The 16,121-nt window shown below is 38.8% G+C and carries 9 protein-coding genes; all 9 read left to right on the forward strand.

Going from position 1 to position 16,121, the window contains the following annotated elements; translation table 11 throughout:
• Positions 1–9: 9 nt before the first annotated feature.
• The 9 genes from BM161_RS08915 (at position 10) to BM161_RS08955 (ending at position 15,980) form a co-directional block, all read left to right on the forward strand.
• Positions 10–1,401, forward strand: coding sequence for a CheR family methyltransferase (locus BM161_RS08915; RefSeq protein WP_074931883.1), 1,392 nt, complete (start codon positions 10–12; stop codon positions 1,399–1,401).
• Entirely contained in the window at positions 1,402–3,522 is a 2,121-nt protein-coding gene (locus BM161_RS08920; protein ID WP_074931886.1) for a hybrid sensor histidine kinase/response regulator, read from the forward strand.
• Complete coding sequence (locus tag BM161_RS08925) at positions 3,515–5,392, forward strand: adenylate/guanylate cyclase domain-containing protein (RefSeq protein WP_074931889.1); 1,878 nt, start codon at positions 3,515–3,517, stop codon at positions 5,390–5,392. The genes BM161_RS08920 and BM161_RS08925 overlap by 8 nt, the downstream gene beginning before the upstream one ends.
• Positions 5,393–5,405: 13 nt before the next feature.
• Positions 5,406–7,235, forward strand: coding sequence for a methyl-accepting chemotaxis protein (locus BM161_RS08930; protein ID WP_074931892.1), 1,830 nt, complete (start codon positions 5,406–5,408; stop codon positions 7,233–7,235).
• Positions 7,235–9,025 carry a methyl-accepting chemotaxis protein gene (locus BM161_RS08935; protein ID WP_074931893.1) on the forward strand — a complete coding sequence of 597 codons (1,791 nt, stop codon included), beginning with the start codon at positions 7,235–7,237 and terminating at the stop codon, positions 9,023–9,025. Before BM161_RS08930 ends, BM161_RS08935 begins: the two co-directional genes overlap by 1 nt.
• 22 nt (positions 9,026–9,047) lie before the next feature.
• On the forward strand, positions 9,048–11,789 hold the full coding sequence (locus BM161_RS08940) for a hypothetical protein (RefSeq protein ID WP_074931896.1): 2,742 nt from the start codon (positions 9,048–9,050) through the stop codon (positions 11,787–11,789).
• 29 nt (positions 11,790–11,818) lie between these two features.
• Positions 11,819–12,967, forward strand: coding sequence for a tetratricopeptide repeat protein (locus tag BM161_RS08945; protein ID WP_074931897.1), 1,149 nt, complete (start codon positions 11,819–11,821; stop codon positions 12,965–12,967).
• A 114-nt stretch (positions 12,968–13,081) separates the two neighbouring features.
• Positions 13,082–14,956, forward strand: a complete 1,875-nt coding sequence (locus tag BM161_RS08950; RefSeq protein WP_074931900.1) for a hypothetical protein — start codon at positions 13,082–13,084, stop codon at positions 14,954–14,956.
• Positions 14,949–15,980, forward strand: coding sequence for a glycosyltransferase family 2 protein (locus BM161_RS08955; RefSeq protein ID WP_074931902.1), 1,032 nt, complete (start codon positions 14,949–14,951; stop codon positions 15,978–15,980). The genes BM161_RS08950 and BM161_RS08955 overlap by 8 nt, the downstream gene beginning before the upstream one ends.
• Positions 15,981–16,121 lie beyond the last annotated feature (141 nt).

A 16,121-nucleotide genomic window follows, 5' to 3' on the forward strand; every position in this document is an offset into this window, starting at 1 on the left:
AGAGAGTAAATGAACGAGTTAGTAGAACTTATAAATTCCAAAATCCTCGCATATTCTGGCATCTACGTTGCTAAATCACAGGTGCAGAGTCTTGTTGCACATCTGGAAAAGAAGGCAGCTTTGTGCGGTGAAAGTCCAATGGAATACTGCAGAAGCCTTATGCCTCATACTCCGGATTTTGATGAAGTTATAAATCTTGTTACCGTAAATGAGACATACTTCTTCCGTGAGGAAAAGCAGTTTGATTATCTGAAAAAAGAAGTATTCCCGAAATACATGGGAAAGAATCTTACAATCTGGACCTGCTGCTGTTCAACCGGAGAAGAGCCGATTTCACTTTTGGCACTGGCTCTATCGATGAATGTAAACCTTACAATTTATGCTTCAGATATTGATGATTCAGCCATTGCAATTTTAAAGAAAGGTCATTATTCTTCATTCTCGCTGCGTGCAGATGGTAAAAAGTATCATCACCTTTTACAGCCATATTCAATCAAAACGGAAAATGAAATTACTTTCCGCCGCGATTTTATAAACCGCATTCATACCTTTAAGTACAATCTGGTAGAAGACGGACTCGATAAGCTTCCGTTCTTTGAGAATGTAGATATTCTTTTTATGCGCAACGTTTTCATCTATTTTGATAAACCGACAAGAAACGCTGTAACTAAAAAGGTAACCGAGCGCCTTAGAAGCGACGGACTTTTGTTCTTCTCAATGAACGAAATTGGTTCAATGGACGATTCAGTAATTCCAAAGGATTTGTTTAAGACAAACTGGGAAACCGTTTATTTCTTTGTGAAAACAAATTCTGCACAGGCCTGCATTCAGATTGCGGCCGAAGCAAACCGTCGCTTAAAGGAAAAAGAGCACGAGCGCAAAAAAGAAAAGCTGCGCAAGGAAGTGCAGAAAGTAAAGATTCAGAAATTTGCAGATTACAACGACAGCCTGCGAGAAGCAAAGGCCACTCTTGATGCAACAGTAAAAGCAAATTCTTTTGACGCTAAAAAGATTTATGAAGATATCTGTATGGAAATAAACCGCGGCGATTTTGAACGGGCGCGGGAAATTGTAAAAGCAATCAACGGTACCGACACTAAAAAGTATTCTTATTTTATGCAGGGCTATGTTGAATACCATGCAGATAACAGAGCACAGGCAGAAACTTTGTTTGCCTCTGCAGAAAGCATTTCGCCGGATTTCTGGCCAGCTTTCTTTTATCACGGAATTGTATTACGCGACCTTGGGCGAACTCAAAACGCTCTTGGCTGCTTTTCAAAATGTAAGGCACTTATTTCTGATTTTGGGAATGAGCTTCCTTATGATTTTGCACTGGACTCTTTTAGTCCGTCATATATTTCTTCGCTTTGCGAAACTTTTTCTATGGGAGGAGGGCAGTAAATGAATCTTGATAAAAACCTGTTTAAGACAGACTATATTTCCGAAGCCCGCGAAATTCTGGACTCTCTTGATGACATTGCAATTGTTGCAAGTAAGGAAAAACGTAACGCCGATTACTTAAAAGAGATTCTCCGCCTTCTGCATACCTTAAAGGGTTCTTCCCGCATGATGGAATATGTGCAGATTGAAAAAGTTGTAAATCATCTGGAAACAGTTTTCAAAAATATTCAGAGCAATAAAACTGAAATCTCAAATAAAATCATTCAGCTTTTGATGGGCGTGAACAACGTGCTTCATAAGGTAATTGATGATATTGAAGACGGCGCCGACGGTTCTTTTGATCAGTACGAAGAAGTTCTGCAGAACATTGACCTTTCTATGGAAAGCGATGATTATAATACAGACTTCTCTGTAAAACAGGGCGCGGTTAATAGTGAGAACGGTGCAGCGGAGGAGAACTCGGAGGATTCTGCGGGTAGCCAGATAAGTGAAGAGAACGCAGAGTTCTTCCACGACTCTCAGACAATTAAAGTTCAGATTACTCAGATAGATTCTATTTTGCAGTCGCTTGATAAACTCATTATGCGCCAGATAAAACTCAAAAATGAAATTGAAGTTTTAAAAGGCAAGAGCGATGCTTCAGAGTTCCAGGCCTTCCAGGAGCTTTCAGAAAATATTTCTGTTCTCGAAAATCAGAGTGTAGATATTCAGAAAAATATTATTTCGCTTCGAATGCTTCCGTTCGATATGATTTTGCGTCCAATCAAACGCTCTATTGTTGCAGAATCTTTGAAGGCTGGAAAGAACATTGAGTTTGATATTCCACAGTCAGAAATTACAATTGATAAATTCATTCTTGAAAAACTTCCTGCAGTTTTAATTCACCTTGTTCGAAACTCAATCGACCACGGAATTGAAAGTCCGGAAGAAAGAAAGGCACTTGGCAAGCCGGAGACCGGAACAATTTCTATTTCGGTAAGCCAGGTTTCAAACAGAATCTTCGTAAATGTAAAAGATGACGGACACGGAATCGATTATGAAAAAATCCGTACAAAGGCACTCCGCCTCTTCCCTGAACGCGAGTCTGAAATTCTTGCGGCCGACTCAACCGACCTCCTTCAGTTCATCTTCGCCTCAGGATTTTCCACAAAAGACGAGCAGACCGAGCTCTCCGGCCGCGGCATCGGTCTGGACGTTGTACGCACCGAGATGGATAAGCTCAAGGGAAAAATCACAGTTTACAGCGAACTGAACAAGGGAACAAATTTCGAACTCTCACTTCCGGCTTCTCTTGCAACTCAGGACGGACTTTTCGTTTCTGTTTCCGACAGCTCATATTTAATTCTCTCCCATTACATCAGAGAAATTCTTACAGTAAATAAATCAGACTTCCTCGAGCTTCAGCACGGACCTGTAATCAATGTTCATAATGAGCTTGTTCCGATTTTTGACTTTGACATCATTAATGCAAATTCAGCAAAGAGAACAAATACAAAAACAGAAGTTTCAGTTGTAATTCTTGAATACCTGAACCGCAAGATTGGTGTAATGGTAGATAAGATTCTGCATTACGGAACCGTTGTAATTAAGCCGGTTCCTCCACTGTTGAAAGATTTCAATGCACTTCAGGGCGTTGTATTCGATGAAAACTACAGAATCATTCCTGTACTCAATATTCCCGATACAATGCGCCGCTTTAGGGTTGTAAATGTTTACGACGTTAAGAATCTTGAAGTTCACAAAATGCCAAAAATCCATTCCGTTCTCGTAGTAGACGATTCTCATACAACACGACACATTGAGCAGATTATTCTTGAAGCAGAAAATTATAATGTTTCAACCGCTGTGGATGGAATTGATGCTCTTGAAAAAATGAAGCAGCACAGATTTGACCTTGTAGTTACTGATGTTAAGATGCCTCGAATGGACGGCTTTGTTCTGCTTCATAATATGCGCCACAAAGAGGAACTTAAAAATATTCCTGTTATTATGGTTTCTTCTGTGTTTGAAAGTGATACCCTTGATAAGGCAAAAAATCTTGGGGCACAGGGCTATATTGTTAAGTCAGACTTTGAACGCGAAAACCTTACCGCCAAGGTAAAGGAGCTGCTGCATGACTAAAAAAATTTTTGTTGCAGAATCTTCAAAGATACTCGCCAAAATGATTTGTGCGGAACTTGAAAAGCAGGGCTGGACTACAGAGACTTTTAAAGATGGTTATTCAGTTCTCAAAAAGATTGTTACAGAGTCTCCGGATCTTATAATTGCAGATAAAGACCTTCCTTTGATCAGCGGAACTGAGTTGTGCCGTATTATGAAAAGCGGTTCAACAAAAGATTCCATTCCCTTCATTCTGCTTTCAGTAGACGACACAGTTTATGATTTCTGGAACAGTGCAATTGAAGCAAACCGTGTTGTGTTAATCAAAAATGATAATATTGATTATCTGATTGATAATGTAAAAGAGCTTCTGGATTTTAATTTTATAGAAGCAAATGATTTTTACAGCAAAGATGAAAAAGAAAAATCTTCTGAGGAAGAAGAAACTTCACTTGCCGCGCTTAGTAAAAAATCAGATGAAGAAGTGCTTGCTTCGTGGATTGTAAATGCAATGAGCAAGAGTGAGTTCTTTTACAATATGTCAAAGAGTGTAATTGAACTTTATTCAAATGTAAGTGATATAAACTTCCTCGTAGAACAGATTTTTAGAATGCTCTACGGTGTTTGTGCTTATGATGTTGCAGCCCTTGTGCTGGACAGTCAGCCGACAAAAGTCTTTGTAACAGGTGCAGAATTTTTTGAAGTAAAAGAGGCAGAAGAATTCTGGAATATCTGTAAGGTTGATTACGAACAGCAGGCAAAGAAAAATCATACAATCACCTACGAAGAAAACCGCTACGAAAATATTATTCTTGAACGACCGGAGCATGCAAAGCTTGAATCTTACCGTGCTTACACAATCAGCACCAGAAAAGATTTTATAGGAACGCTTCATCTGGCTTCAATAAAGAAAAAAACTTTTACTTACAAGGTTCAGTCATCAATTGAATTTGTAACTCCGGCTCTTGCAAGTATTTTGCAGGAATCTGTTCAGCGTGCCGAGATTGCAGAAAACGAAGTAAAGCTTCGTAACGCTTTCTCAAAGTTTGTTCCTGAGCAGGTTATCAACGACTTTATTAATACCGGTGAAGATGACAAAGAACTTACAAACAATAATGAGAAACGCAACGTTGTAATTCTCATGTGTGATATTCGAAACTTTACTTCCATCAGTGAAATCAACAAACCGGAAGACGTCGTAAACTTTTTGAATACATACTTTACCTTTATGGTAAACATTGTCAAAAAATACGGCGGTACTGTAGATAAGTTTGTTGGTGATGCAATCATGGTTTTGTTCGGTGCGCCAATTTCTTACAACGATAATGCAAAGCGTGCTGTTCAGGCTGCAATTGAAATGTATGCCCAGCTTGATTCAATTCCATACGGTCAGCTTAAATTTCCTGAAGGAATTAAACTTGATATTGGAATCGGTATTCACTATGGAGACGTAATTGTTGGCCAGATTGGTAGTGCAGATAAAACAAACTACACCGTAATTGGAGATGCAGTAAACCTTGCTTCACGTCTGGAAGGTCTTACAAAACTCTACGGTGCAAAGGTAATTATTTCTCAGGCCGTGCGCGACGAGCTTGGAGATTCAATGAATCTTCTTCTTCTGGACTCTGTAAAAGTTAAGGGTAAAAAAGAAGCGGTATTCATTTATCGCGTAGACGAGAAGCCTCTGCCAAAGGATTTTGTGCAGGTTTATGACAAGGGCTTTAAGTCTTATAACGAAGGTGCATTCAGCCTTGCAATTCCTTATTTTGAGCAGGCAATTAATATTCTGCCGGAAGATAAGGCGGCGCGGCTTATGCTTGAACGCTGTGAAGAGTTCTCAGTAAATAAACCAGATAATTGGGATGGCGCAATTGCGCTTACGTCTAAATAAAAAAGAGGTGCATATGAGTTTAAAAGAAAAGTTAGCAGAAAAGAAACAGGCCTCAGCAAGCGACGTTAATTTTGGAAAGGAAGTGCTTTCAAAGTTAATGGGTTCCGTTATGTTCTTTGAAGTCCTGACTATGGCTGCTTGCATTGCAATGTCATGGGGAAGTATTCGTGTACATCAGCTTCCATCAATCATTGGTCTTGGTGTTGGATTGAATATCATTCTCCACGCAATCACTTTGATTATGGTGAACATGCTTGTAACACAGTCCATCACAGAAGACCTTTCTTCTTTCTATTATTATGAGACAAACGAGAAAGAACGTACCAAACTGATGAAGCAGCTGATGGGAATGCCTGCTCGAGTAGGTGCTGCAATCTTCACTCTGTTTATGGCACATGGTGCTATCTGGATTGCACTGTTTGCAAAAGTTGCTCATCTTAATTCAAATACAATAATTCTTGTTTCAAGTATGCTTTATCTTGGTGGTTATTTTGCTGCAGTTTATGCCATTACAGGTATTACTCAGAAAATCTGTTCTAAGCATGCGGCAGAAATTGTAAGAAAAGGTGTTTCAAAAGAGGAAGTAGAAAAACGTCATTACTTTGGTCTTGATTCTGCCTCAATTACAACAATGCATATTTTTGCACCAATTCTGATTATTGGAATTATGTTCTTCATTCTTGCCTGGAGAACTTACCAGTCATATACAGCAACAAATATTGTATTCTTCCGTCTGCTGCTTGTAGGAGCAATCAGTCTTATAGGATACCTTTATTATTCTGGTTCGCTCTTCCGCCGAATGATGCGCTCTATCAACAATATGCATGACCTGATGGCTGGCATTAATAAGGAAAATCTGAGAAAGGTAAAATTTGAACGCACCGACCTTTCGAATGAGTTTATGTACAATGTATATCTTATTAATACCATTGTTTCAATTCTCCAGAAGATTTTGAAAAAGAGTCAGGAAATCAGTATGGATGTTATTGAGTCCAGCAACGAGCTTTCGGTAATTTCCCGCGAGACTGCAGTTACTTCTCTTGAACAGAACTCAGGTGTAAAAGAACTGCTTTCTGCTATGGAAGAGACAGATGCCCTTTCGAAGAACATTGCAGAAAAGATTGGTGAAGTTTCACTGGTAGCAAAAAAGACAACAGAAAATATTGTAGATGGCTTTAATATCCTTAAGCAGAATATGCAGAAACTTGATGAAATTAAGGCTGCAAATGATATCACTGTAGATGGAATTAAAAACCTTACAGAAAAAATTACAGGTATTTCTGATATTGCAAGAATCATCAATGGTATTGCAGATCAGACAAACATCATTGCCTTTAATGCAGAAATTGAAGCTTCAAGTGCCGGTGATGTTGGAGAAAACTTTGCCCTTGTAGCAAACGAAATCCGCCGCCTTACAAACAGCACAATTCAGTCTACAAATGAAATCCGTAAACGAATCATTGAGATTCAGCATTCTTCTGATGCACTGCTTGTTTCTTCTCAGAACGGCTGTAACAAGATTCTTGATGGTACTCAGATTATCAATGAATTGAACGCACGCTTTGAAGAGCTTAAGCATTCTTCAGAAACAATGGATTATGCTTCAGAAGATATTAAGAAAATCATTGAGCAGCAGACAGCTTCTTTTGCTCAGATTGTTATTACTTTGCGACAGATTTCTCAGGCCGCAGAAACCTTCTCAACATCTACTCAGAAAATCAGCGATTCTGCTCAGGATCTCTGCGTAATTTCAGACAGCCTCAAACAGCTGCAGCCTCAAGACGAAGAACCTGCTGCCCCTGTAGTTGAAGCCGCTGCTATTTCAGAAAGTGAGGTGAAATAATGAAACAGAATAAAAGTCTAACACTTGAAAGAAGAATCTTACGCGCCAGCCATATTCCAGACATTGGCTGTGGTATTGTGCTGTTGATGTACACGGTTTTCATTATGAATCTCAAATTCTCAACACATTACCCTTTGATTATTACAGTATTCCTGGGAATCCTGTTTGCTCAGTTTGTAGTTTCAAGTTTTACAAACCATATCTTTATGGGAAAAACTTCAAAGCTTGTTGAGCAGTGGGAAAATGAAGAGTCTACAAAAGAACAGCGCACAAAGGTTTTCCGCGAGCTTCATAAGCTTCCAATGAGAAAATCAATTGAATGCTTTACTTACTTCTTTGTTTGTGCAATTGCTCTCGCAGCTGCTTATGATTATTTTTATCATGTTAATCTTGCGATAAACTTAGTAAGTCTTGTAAGCTGCTTCCTTGGTGCTTATGTTGCAGGACTTCTTGCTCTTGCAAATACACGTTCAATTTGTAACGAGTATGAATGCCGCCTTGTAGAAGAGGGAATTGATGAAAAGATTTTAAATAAGAAAAGTTTCTTTGGTGTTTCTTATCAGAGAACCTTTTCACTTTACTGTACAGTTCCCGTTGTATGGGGAATTGCAATTGCAATGATGCTCTTCTATGTTTACTACTACAACAATGTTCCTTCAGAGGCTGCAGGCTTCCTTCCTGCCGATGTTTATGGACAGGGACTCCGCAAGGTTCAGCTTTCACGAATTGCAGTTGTTCTTGCAATCAACGTTGTAGTTGGTATTGTTTCGGTTTATTCGTTCTTAAGAAGTATTCTTATTTCTTCTGATAAACTTCAGAACTCAATGCTTCATATTATTAAGAATGATATTTTTACAGTAGACCTTGTTCCAACAGATTTTGAAAATGAAGTATCTTACAACCTCTATCTTATCAATCAGATCGTTCTTTTGTTCCGTTCTATTTTGAATGATATCAATGAGATTGGAAACACAATGGTTGAGCCGATTGGAGGACTTACAGAAATCTCTCAATCTACCGCTTCAACTTCTCTTGAGCAGTCTACCGGTGTAAAAGAGATTCTTGCCACAATGGAAGACACAGACCGTCAGACAAGAAACATTGTAGAAAAGATTGCCGATGTAACAACCGTTGCTGAAGGAACTGAAAACAATGTTGATGCCGGTTTCGAAACTCTTCAGTCTAACCTGGACAAGATGACAGAAATTACAGATGCCAACGTTGCAACCATCACAGGTATTCGTGAGCTTGGTGAAAAGATTGGAAGCATCTGGGAAATTGTAAAAATCATTAATGATATTGCAGACCAGACTCGTATCATCGCTTTCAATGCCGAGCTTGAAGCTTCAAGTGCCGGTGACAGTGGAAAGAACTTCCATATTGTTGCTAACGAAGTTCGCCGTCTTGCTGCAGGAATTACAAACTCTGTAGACCAGATTAAAGAGCGCATTACAGAAATCCAGCACTCATCAGATAACCTTATCATCACATCTGAGTCTGGAACAGAAAAGATTCGCGAAGGTCTTGAGCTCTCAGAAAAGCTTAAGGAAAAATTCAGCGATATTCAGTCTTCTTCAGAAATTACCGTTGAGTCTGCAAACCAGATTAAGGAAATCATTAATCAGCAGTCTACTTCGTTCGACCAGATTGTTGCTACAGTTCGTCAGATTTCTTCGGGAATTGAAAACTTCTCAACTTCTACAAGTACTGTTAATAATACAGCACAGAAGCTTAAAGACGCCGCTAATCTTCTTGAAAACCTGCATGTAAACATTATTGCAGAAAAATAGATGATTAGTGTAAAATTGAAGAATGGATGATAATAAAACTGTAAATGTAAAAACTAAGAAGAAGCTGCCTCTTGGGGTAAAGCTTCTTCTGCTTCCATTTGATATTGTACTGGTTCTTTTATTAGTTGTACTTCTTTGGTTTGCTTTCTGCTTTTTTGATAGAGTAAAGCCGGTAGAGGCTCTGCCACCAGACTATGCAGTTTATTTACGAACTGATTCAGTCTGGGATACTGTAGAGCCTCTGCTCGACCTTGATGCAACTCTGATTGCAATGACTAGTCCTGAGTTTAAGGACTACCGCGATACCTTCCTTGAAATAAAACAATCAAAACTCAGAAATAATTTTTTTGTGAAGACTGCACTTAAACGTCGTGTAGATGCCGCAGTTTATGGCTACGAAGATGACGGAAAACTTTCTGCTCTTTGTGTACTTGATGCGGGAATAATTTCCGGGGCAGTGAGACTTGTGCCTTATATTATTCCACATGTAAAAGCCGCTGCAGAACAGATTGAGATTTCTGTAAATAACCATGGAACTTTTTATCAGCTTGGAGAAGCAGGCTGTTTTGTAATCAAAAAGAATCTTGTAATTTTTTCTACAAGCCGAAATCTTCTTGAACAGGCAATGACCTATTCTAATGGTGATTTATATCAGAAAGAAGAGCTCGAAGTCTTTAAGAAAAAATTGCGTGACCCATTGCGCATTCTTGCAGATGGCCGAAACGTTTTAAAGCTTGTAGCGCAGATGCCGGTTTCTGAAGAAGACAAAAAAAATAATACGCCATCAATGCTCAAGAATTATCTTGAGATGATAGTTCCTTATCTTTCAGAAGAAGAATATACAAGCGTTAATTTTGGAATTTCAGAAAGCGACCTTAATCTTACAATTTCTGTTCCTATGGGTATTACAGTAGATTATGTGAGTGTAGACAATGAGTCTCCGGTGCTTAATCTTTTAGAAAAAGAATCTCAGGTACCGTCACTTCTTCCAAAGTTTGCAGATGATGTTCAGTATTACACATTAATTTCTGCAGGCTCCCTGAGCGAGCTTAGAGATGCAACTGTAAAGATTCTTCCAGATTCTAAAAAGTTTTTAGCAACCTGGAATAAATCTGATACTGTTTCAAAAATTGTTTTCAATACCAGTCTGGATGAACTTTTGTTCTCATGGACTGGAAGCGAGTTTGCAATTTTCGGAATTGAAGGAAAATCTGAACCTGTCTTTGCTCTTTCAATTTCTGATGAAGCAAAGCGCCGCCAGATTTTTGACAGAGTGTTTGCGTCTTACATAGTTCAGTCTAATGACAGTCTTCTCGTAGACGGTGTTCGTCTTCCAAGTATTAATATGCCGTCTTTTGTTTTATCTGTACTTCAGGAATTAAATATCAATGTTCCGCATCCATACTATCTGATTAAGGATGATTTTATTTTCCTTTCTGAATCTCCGGAAAATCTTGTAGCAATTAATTCAGATGCAAAGAGTACAAAAAAACTTTCGGGCAGCGAAAACTGGATGAAGGTTTCTTCAAAGCATTCTCCATATTCAACTCTTTCGCTTTATTACAACCTTGAGCGCAGTGTGCCTTTCTTTATCAAAGGAAACTCAACAATGTCTAAGATTCTTGCCCTTTACAATGCAGGACGTTTTGATCTTAGAATAAAAGATAGTATGCTCACCGTTCAGCTTCAGGCATCAGCTCTGGAACTGGAATCTTCACAGCATATTCCGGGCTTCCCGATTGAGCTTGAAAATAAATCAAACAGCGAACTCATAAAATCAAACGCCAAAAAGAGCAAGACAATTTACTGGGTAGAAAACGGAATCTCTGTGAACTCACTCGACTGCGGAAAATTTGAAAAGCAGACCTTTGAGCTTCCGGAAGTTCAGTACATTGTTGCTGCAGACGAAGCTACAATAAAAGCAAACGGTGGTGAAATCTGGGCAGTAACAAAAACCGGTGTAGTTTATCTTTTGAACTCAAAGCTTGAAGTGCTGAACGGCTATCCTGTTCTTTCCGGCCTTTCAATGACCTGCGCTCCATTTATTTATAAAGATTCTTTAGTGCTTATTGGTAACGATGGGGTAATGTGCTTTGTTTCTCCTAATGGAGAGATAAAAAATCTTGAAACTGATGTTGAAAGTGAAATTAAATCAACTCCCACAGTTAATGGAGACATTCTTGCCTTCTATGAAAAGGGCTTCTTTGGCGGCATTCATATTTATAAAAATCTTGAGCCGGTAACAACAGAAGGTCCTTTTGAGATGGAAGGAATTGCTTACGGTTCACCTTGCGTATTTACCGCAGGCGGTAAGCAGTACACAGCAATGATTACTCAGGCCGGCGTTCTTTATGTTTATGATTTTGCCGGTAACCTGATGCAGCCATTCCCTGTAACTCTGCCAGGTGTATTCTTTATGAATGTTGAAATGGCAGACGGATATCTGTTTGCGCTTTCTTCTGAGGGAGCTCTGTTCCGCGTTGGTCTGGACGGAAAGTCTCTTAGAGTAAAGATTCCTTATTTCACTGCAAAGACCGGTCATATTACAGTTTGTGATTATGATGGTCAGACAGGTCAGGAGATTTTTGTTTCGGGAGATGGCAACTCCATTTACGGCTTCAACAGCGCAATGGAAATGCTTCCTCAGTTCCCTGTTTCTGGTTATGGAAAGCCTTTGTTCCAGGATCTCAACGGCGACGGCAAAAACGACTGTCTTGCAATTACTTTTGATAATAAGATTTCTGCGGCAAATGTTTTAAGATAAAAGATTAAAATTGGTCAAACGAGGTAAAAATGAAAAAAACATCTATTGTGCTGGCGGCTCTGCTCGCCGTAACTCTTTCGCTTACTTCCTGTGCAACTCTCCAGCAGGATGTTTACACTTATACAGAAGAGAACTCGCAGATTTTCAGTTCCATCGAAATATACGAGGAACGGTTTATAAAAATTGACGCTAAGGCTCAGCTGGAGCGTACGGCCCCCCTCGGAGAAATTAGCGGACTTCTGGCGGACATTGAAGGTTATAAGAACTCGGTGAATGTTACAGAGCCGTACCTTAATGCCAGACTTAAGGCGTTCGAAGGATTGCTTTTGCAGATGTCGGGACGCAAGCGAAATGCCGAGGCAGCTTATACCGAGGCGCGTGGGCTTCAGAAGGGCGACCGTTACGTGCAGCTTTTGGGATGCAGACTCGCAAAGAATACAGAGGAAAGTCTTACTCAGATAGAAGGCATCCTTAAATATGATACAAAGAACTCTGTTCTTATGCTCGAAAAAGGAAAGCTTTTATATCAGCTTGGAAAATATGATCAAGCTATTTCTGTAATAGATAACGCCTTTGTTCTTTTTGATAATGAAGGACTTCCAAATTACCGCAATGTTTATAACCCGCTCAGAAGTTATATCTGGGATCTGAACACAGTATATGGCAGCGACTCTTCCGCTTCAGACCACGCTATGACAGATTTACAGGAAACTCTCACTCTGGAAAGCCTTGTAAACCTTACTCTGGAAAATACAAATCTTCTTGAAAACTACCGCTCTGCAAATCAGAAGCAGAAGCTTGCAGCCTTTATTCAGACTCTTGAACGCGGTGGATACTTTTCAAGCTCCTATGACCCGCAGAATGCTAACGGAACCTCTTCCTATATGCTGGGTGCCACTGAAATTACAAGAAAAATGTGTGCCCGCTTTATCTGGAATGCCTATGTTCGCCGCAGCGGAAACTTAAAGCAGCTTTCCCGATATTCAGAAAAGTACCGCAAGGCAGGCCGCACAAAGAGTCCTGTAGATGATATTTCTGTAGATGATGATGATTTTGATGCCGTATTAGGCGTTGTAGAAAACGAGTTTATGGAACTGCCAGACGGCCGCCACTTTGAACCGGATCAGACAGTAACAAAACTTCAGTTCATCACCTGGGCAAAAAACGCAGATAAATAGTTTTCTCAAATAAATCAATTTTTCGAACAATTCAGCCTGTCCTTACCCATTTGACGTGATGGGTCGGGGGGGGGTATAATAGAAGGAACTTTTTAAGTTATTGGAGAATTGTTTATGAGAAAAAGACTTTCTATTGTACTAACGGCTCTTTGTGCCCTTTTCATTTCCTGTGGTGGCGGTCTGTCACAAGAGGGCACTGGTTCAATATCAATGGATGCCGGCAGAGTTGCAAAATATCTTGGCCAGCACGCAAATCACAGCGCAATCGTTTACAACAAAAAAAATGGTAATGTTGTAGAAGGCTTGGACTTCATTCCGCCAATTAAACAGGAAATGAAAGTTGGCCTTTCAACTATTGGTTCTTATACCACAAGCACCGAAATTGTTTACAGCCAGAAGGTTACCGACATTGATTCAGCTGCAGAGTTTGAAGAGGCTATGGAGCAGTTCTATATTGAGTGCTTTGGAAAAACCATTACCCTTGAAGAAATTCCTGTAGGCAGCCGTATCAGAGTAAAAGCTGTTCTCACCATCAGCGAATTAATCGACGAAGAAGAATTCCGCAAAAAACTCCCGTCAGGTTATACCGAAGCAGAAATCAAAGAACTTCTCGAACTTGCCGCAGAAGCCATGGATACCATGACCTATTCCATCGAAGGCAGCTCCGACCTCTTCAAAGTTCACAGCGGCTCTAATTCCGTAACTATCAGAATGAATCTTGGGGGGGATGAGGAAGAGGGAGGAACTTGGGTAAATCCAATTTTTACAGATGATTATAATCATCCTATATTATTGTGGAACGGTAGAGAAGCAGAGAATATTTTAAAGTATGATGGCAGTGATTCTCTTACTGTCGATACAGCAAATAGTATTCCATATAGTCTTGGTGGACAGCTTTATTCTCATATAGAAGAAGGTTTGTCAATTAATGAAGCTAGTTTACCAATACCAAGTTCGGATTATTCTGATCCAGTATTTTGTTTTGCAGACAATAATCTTTATTGGGTTGCAGGTGAAGAAATATATGAAATTAATTATCTAACATCTACAAAGACAGAATTGGGTATAAAGGAAAAATTGAAGACAATAACGGAATTTTCGAATAAACTTGCACAGTATGATGATTCAATGATTTTAATAACTTCAATTACATATTATAATGACTCTTTATATTTCCCACTACAAATAACAAAGAGTACAGGATTTGATTATGGTCACTATTTTGTAAAATGGAACCTTAATACAGATAATCTTATATATTGTGAAATTAATGAGTTTTATAATTGGAAAACTCAATTTATAACTTTAATAAATGATGAAACATATCTTATTAAGTTACAAAGTGGAGATGTTTGTAAAATAAAATTAACTGAGAGTGATACAGCACTTTCATTAGATGAAGATAATAAGGTTATGTGCAATATGGATTTCACTTATAAAGCATCTGATATACAGTTGATGGGAAATACCTTATATATTGCTTGTTACGTTTATCAGGATTCTACAGACAATCCAAGTACTTATCTGGATGCAAACGGAGTAAGATATAATGTTATAAGTACTGGTGGTATTGCAAAAGTTGATTTAACTGGAGATTTTGAATTATCAGACTGGAGTAATGGGGAAAAATATCTTGGACTGTATTTAGGAAACTACTACTACAATGTGGGTACCTGGGAAGAGCCTGTTTATGAATTAAATTCAGAAAAAACACCAATGACACCACCAAAAACACAGGATAAAAAATACTTCTATGGTGCAAGAAAATTTATTGCAAGAAGACCAGATGATAATATCCTTGTAGTTGCAGATGATGGTGTATATATGGATATAGAAAATCCTATTACAGCAGAATCTAAAAAAGTTGTTGAAAACAAAAATCGCGTAGTTACAGTTAATCTTCTTGATGAATCAATTTCTGCAGTAGATGTTAATGTATGTTTTAATGCAACTGCAGTAAGAGGTACAAAATTTGGTATTGGTGACTAAAAAAATACCAAAAATATCCATCTGCATTCCAGTGTACAACGCAGAGAAAACCTTGCAGCGTGCACTGGAATCTGTTGTTTGCCAGTCTTTCACTGCCTGGGAAATAATTGTTGTGAATGATGGCAGCCCTGGAAAAGATGAAAGAGGCAGGGACTGTCACAAAATTCTTACTCAGTTTCGAAAATCTCATAAAATAACAAAAAAGCGTGTAATTTACAGAGAACACAGAACAAATCTTGGACTGCTGGAAGCCCGCCGTACAGCCGTAGAAGCGTCAAATACCGACTATATTTTCATGTTAGACAGTGATGATGAGCTTTTGCCACAGGCACTGCAAACACTTTATGAAGCCGCAGTGCAAACTGGTGCTGATATTGTGCAGGGAGGTGCAGAGGTCCTTGCAAGAGAAAATGCGTCTGACTCAATAATTCAAAAGCGTGTAGCTGAAATGCATAAAAAAGCAAACAATATCTATGCAGGCCAACTTACCGGGCAGGATATATTTGATGGATTTTTAGTTCAAAATAATCATACTGGCTTTCTGTGGGCAAAATTAATCAAAAAAGATACCTATCAGGCGGCTCTTTTTCATATTCCTTTTTCAAATTGTGTATTTGCAGAAGATTTTCTTCAGTATTTCTTTATTTCTTATGAAGCACAAAAGTATCTGGGTATAAATCAGAGTCTTTACCGCTATTATGTTGATGATGGGATTTCCTCTTTTCAGAGAATCACAGGTCTTGAGCGATGGAAGAAAATTTGTTCAACAGCAAATGTGTTTACAATTCTTTTTCAGGTAGTAAAAGAATTGCCTTCTTATCGTTATTCCGAGCAAGAAAAGCAGGCTCTTCAGCAACAAAGCTGTTCATATCTGGCTAATAATATCAAACAATTACAGGAAGCTGTTCTTCCAGACCTCCAGCCAGCCGCAAAAGAACTCCTCTGCGAATATTGGGGAAAAGATTTCGTGGAATTGATGCTGGAAAAACAAAGTGAAAAGAGTGAAAAAAATCATCAAAAATGATGAATTTTTAACAAAATTGTGCAAAATTTTGTTTGAAAAATTTGACAAGAAAATTACTTTTTGCTATATTATAAACAGCTTGTAAATAAGCTGATAAACTCTCTCCGATGTCCAGCAACGCTGGACGGCAAGGTTCCCTTT

Source organism: Treponema bryantii (assembly GCF_900113965.1).
Taxonomy (GTDB): Bacteria; Spirochaetota; Spirochaetia; order Treponematales; family Treponemataceae; genus Treponema_D; species Treponema_D bryantii_A.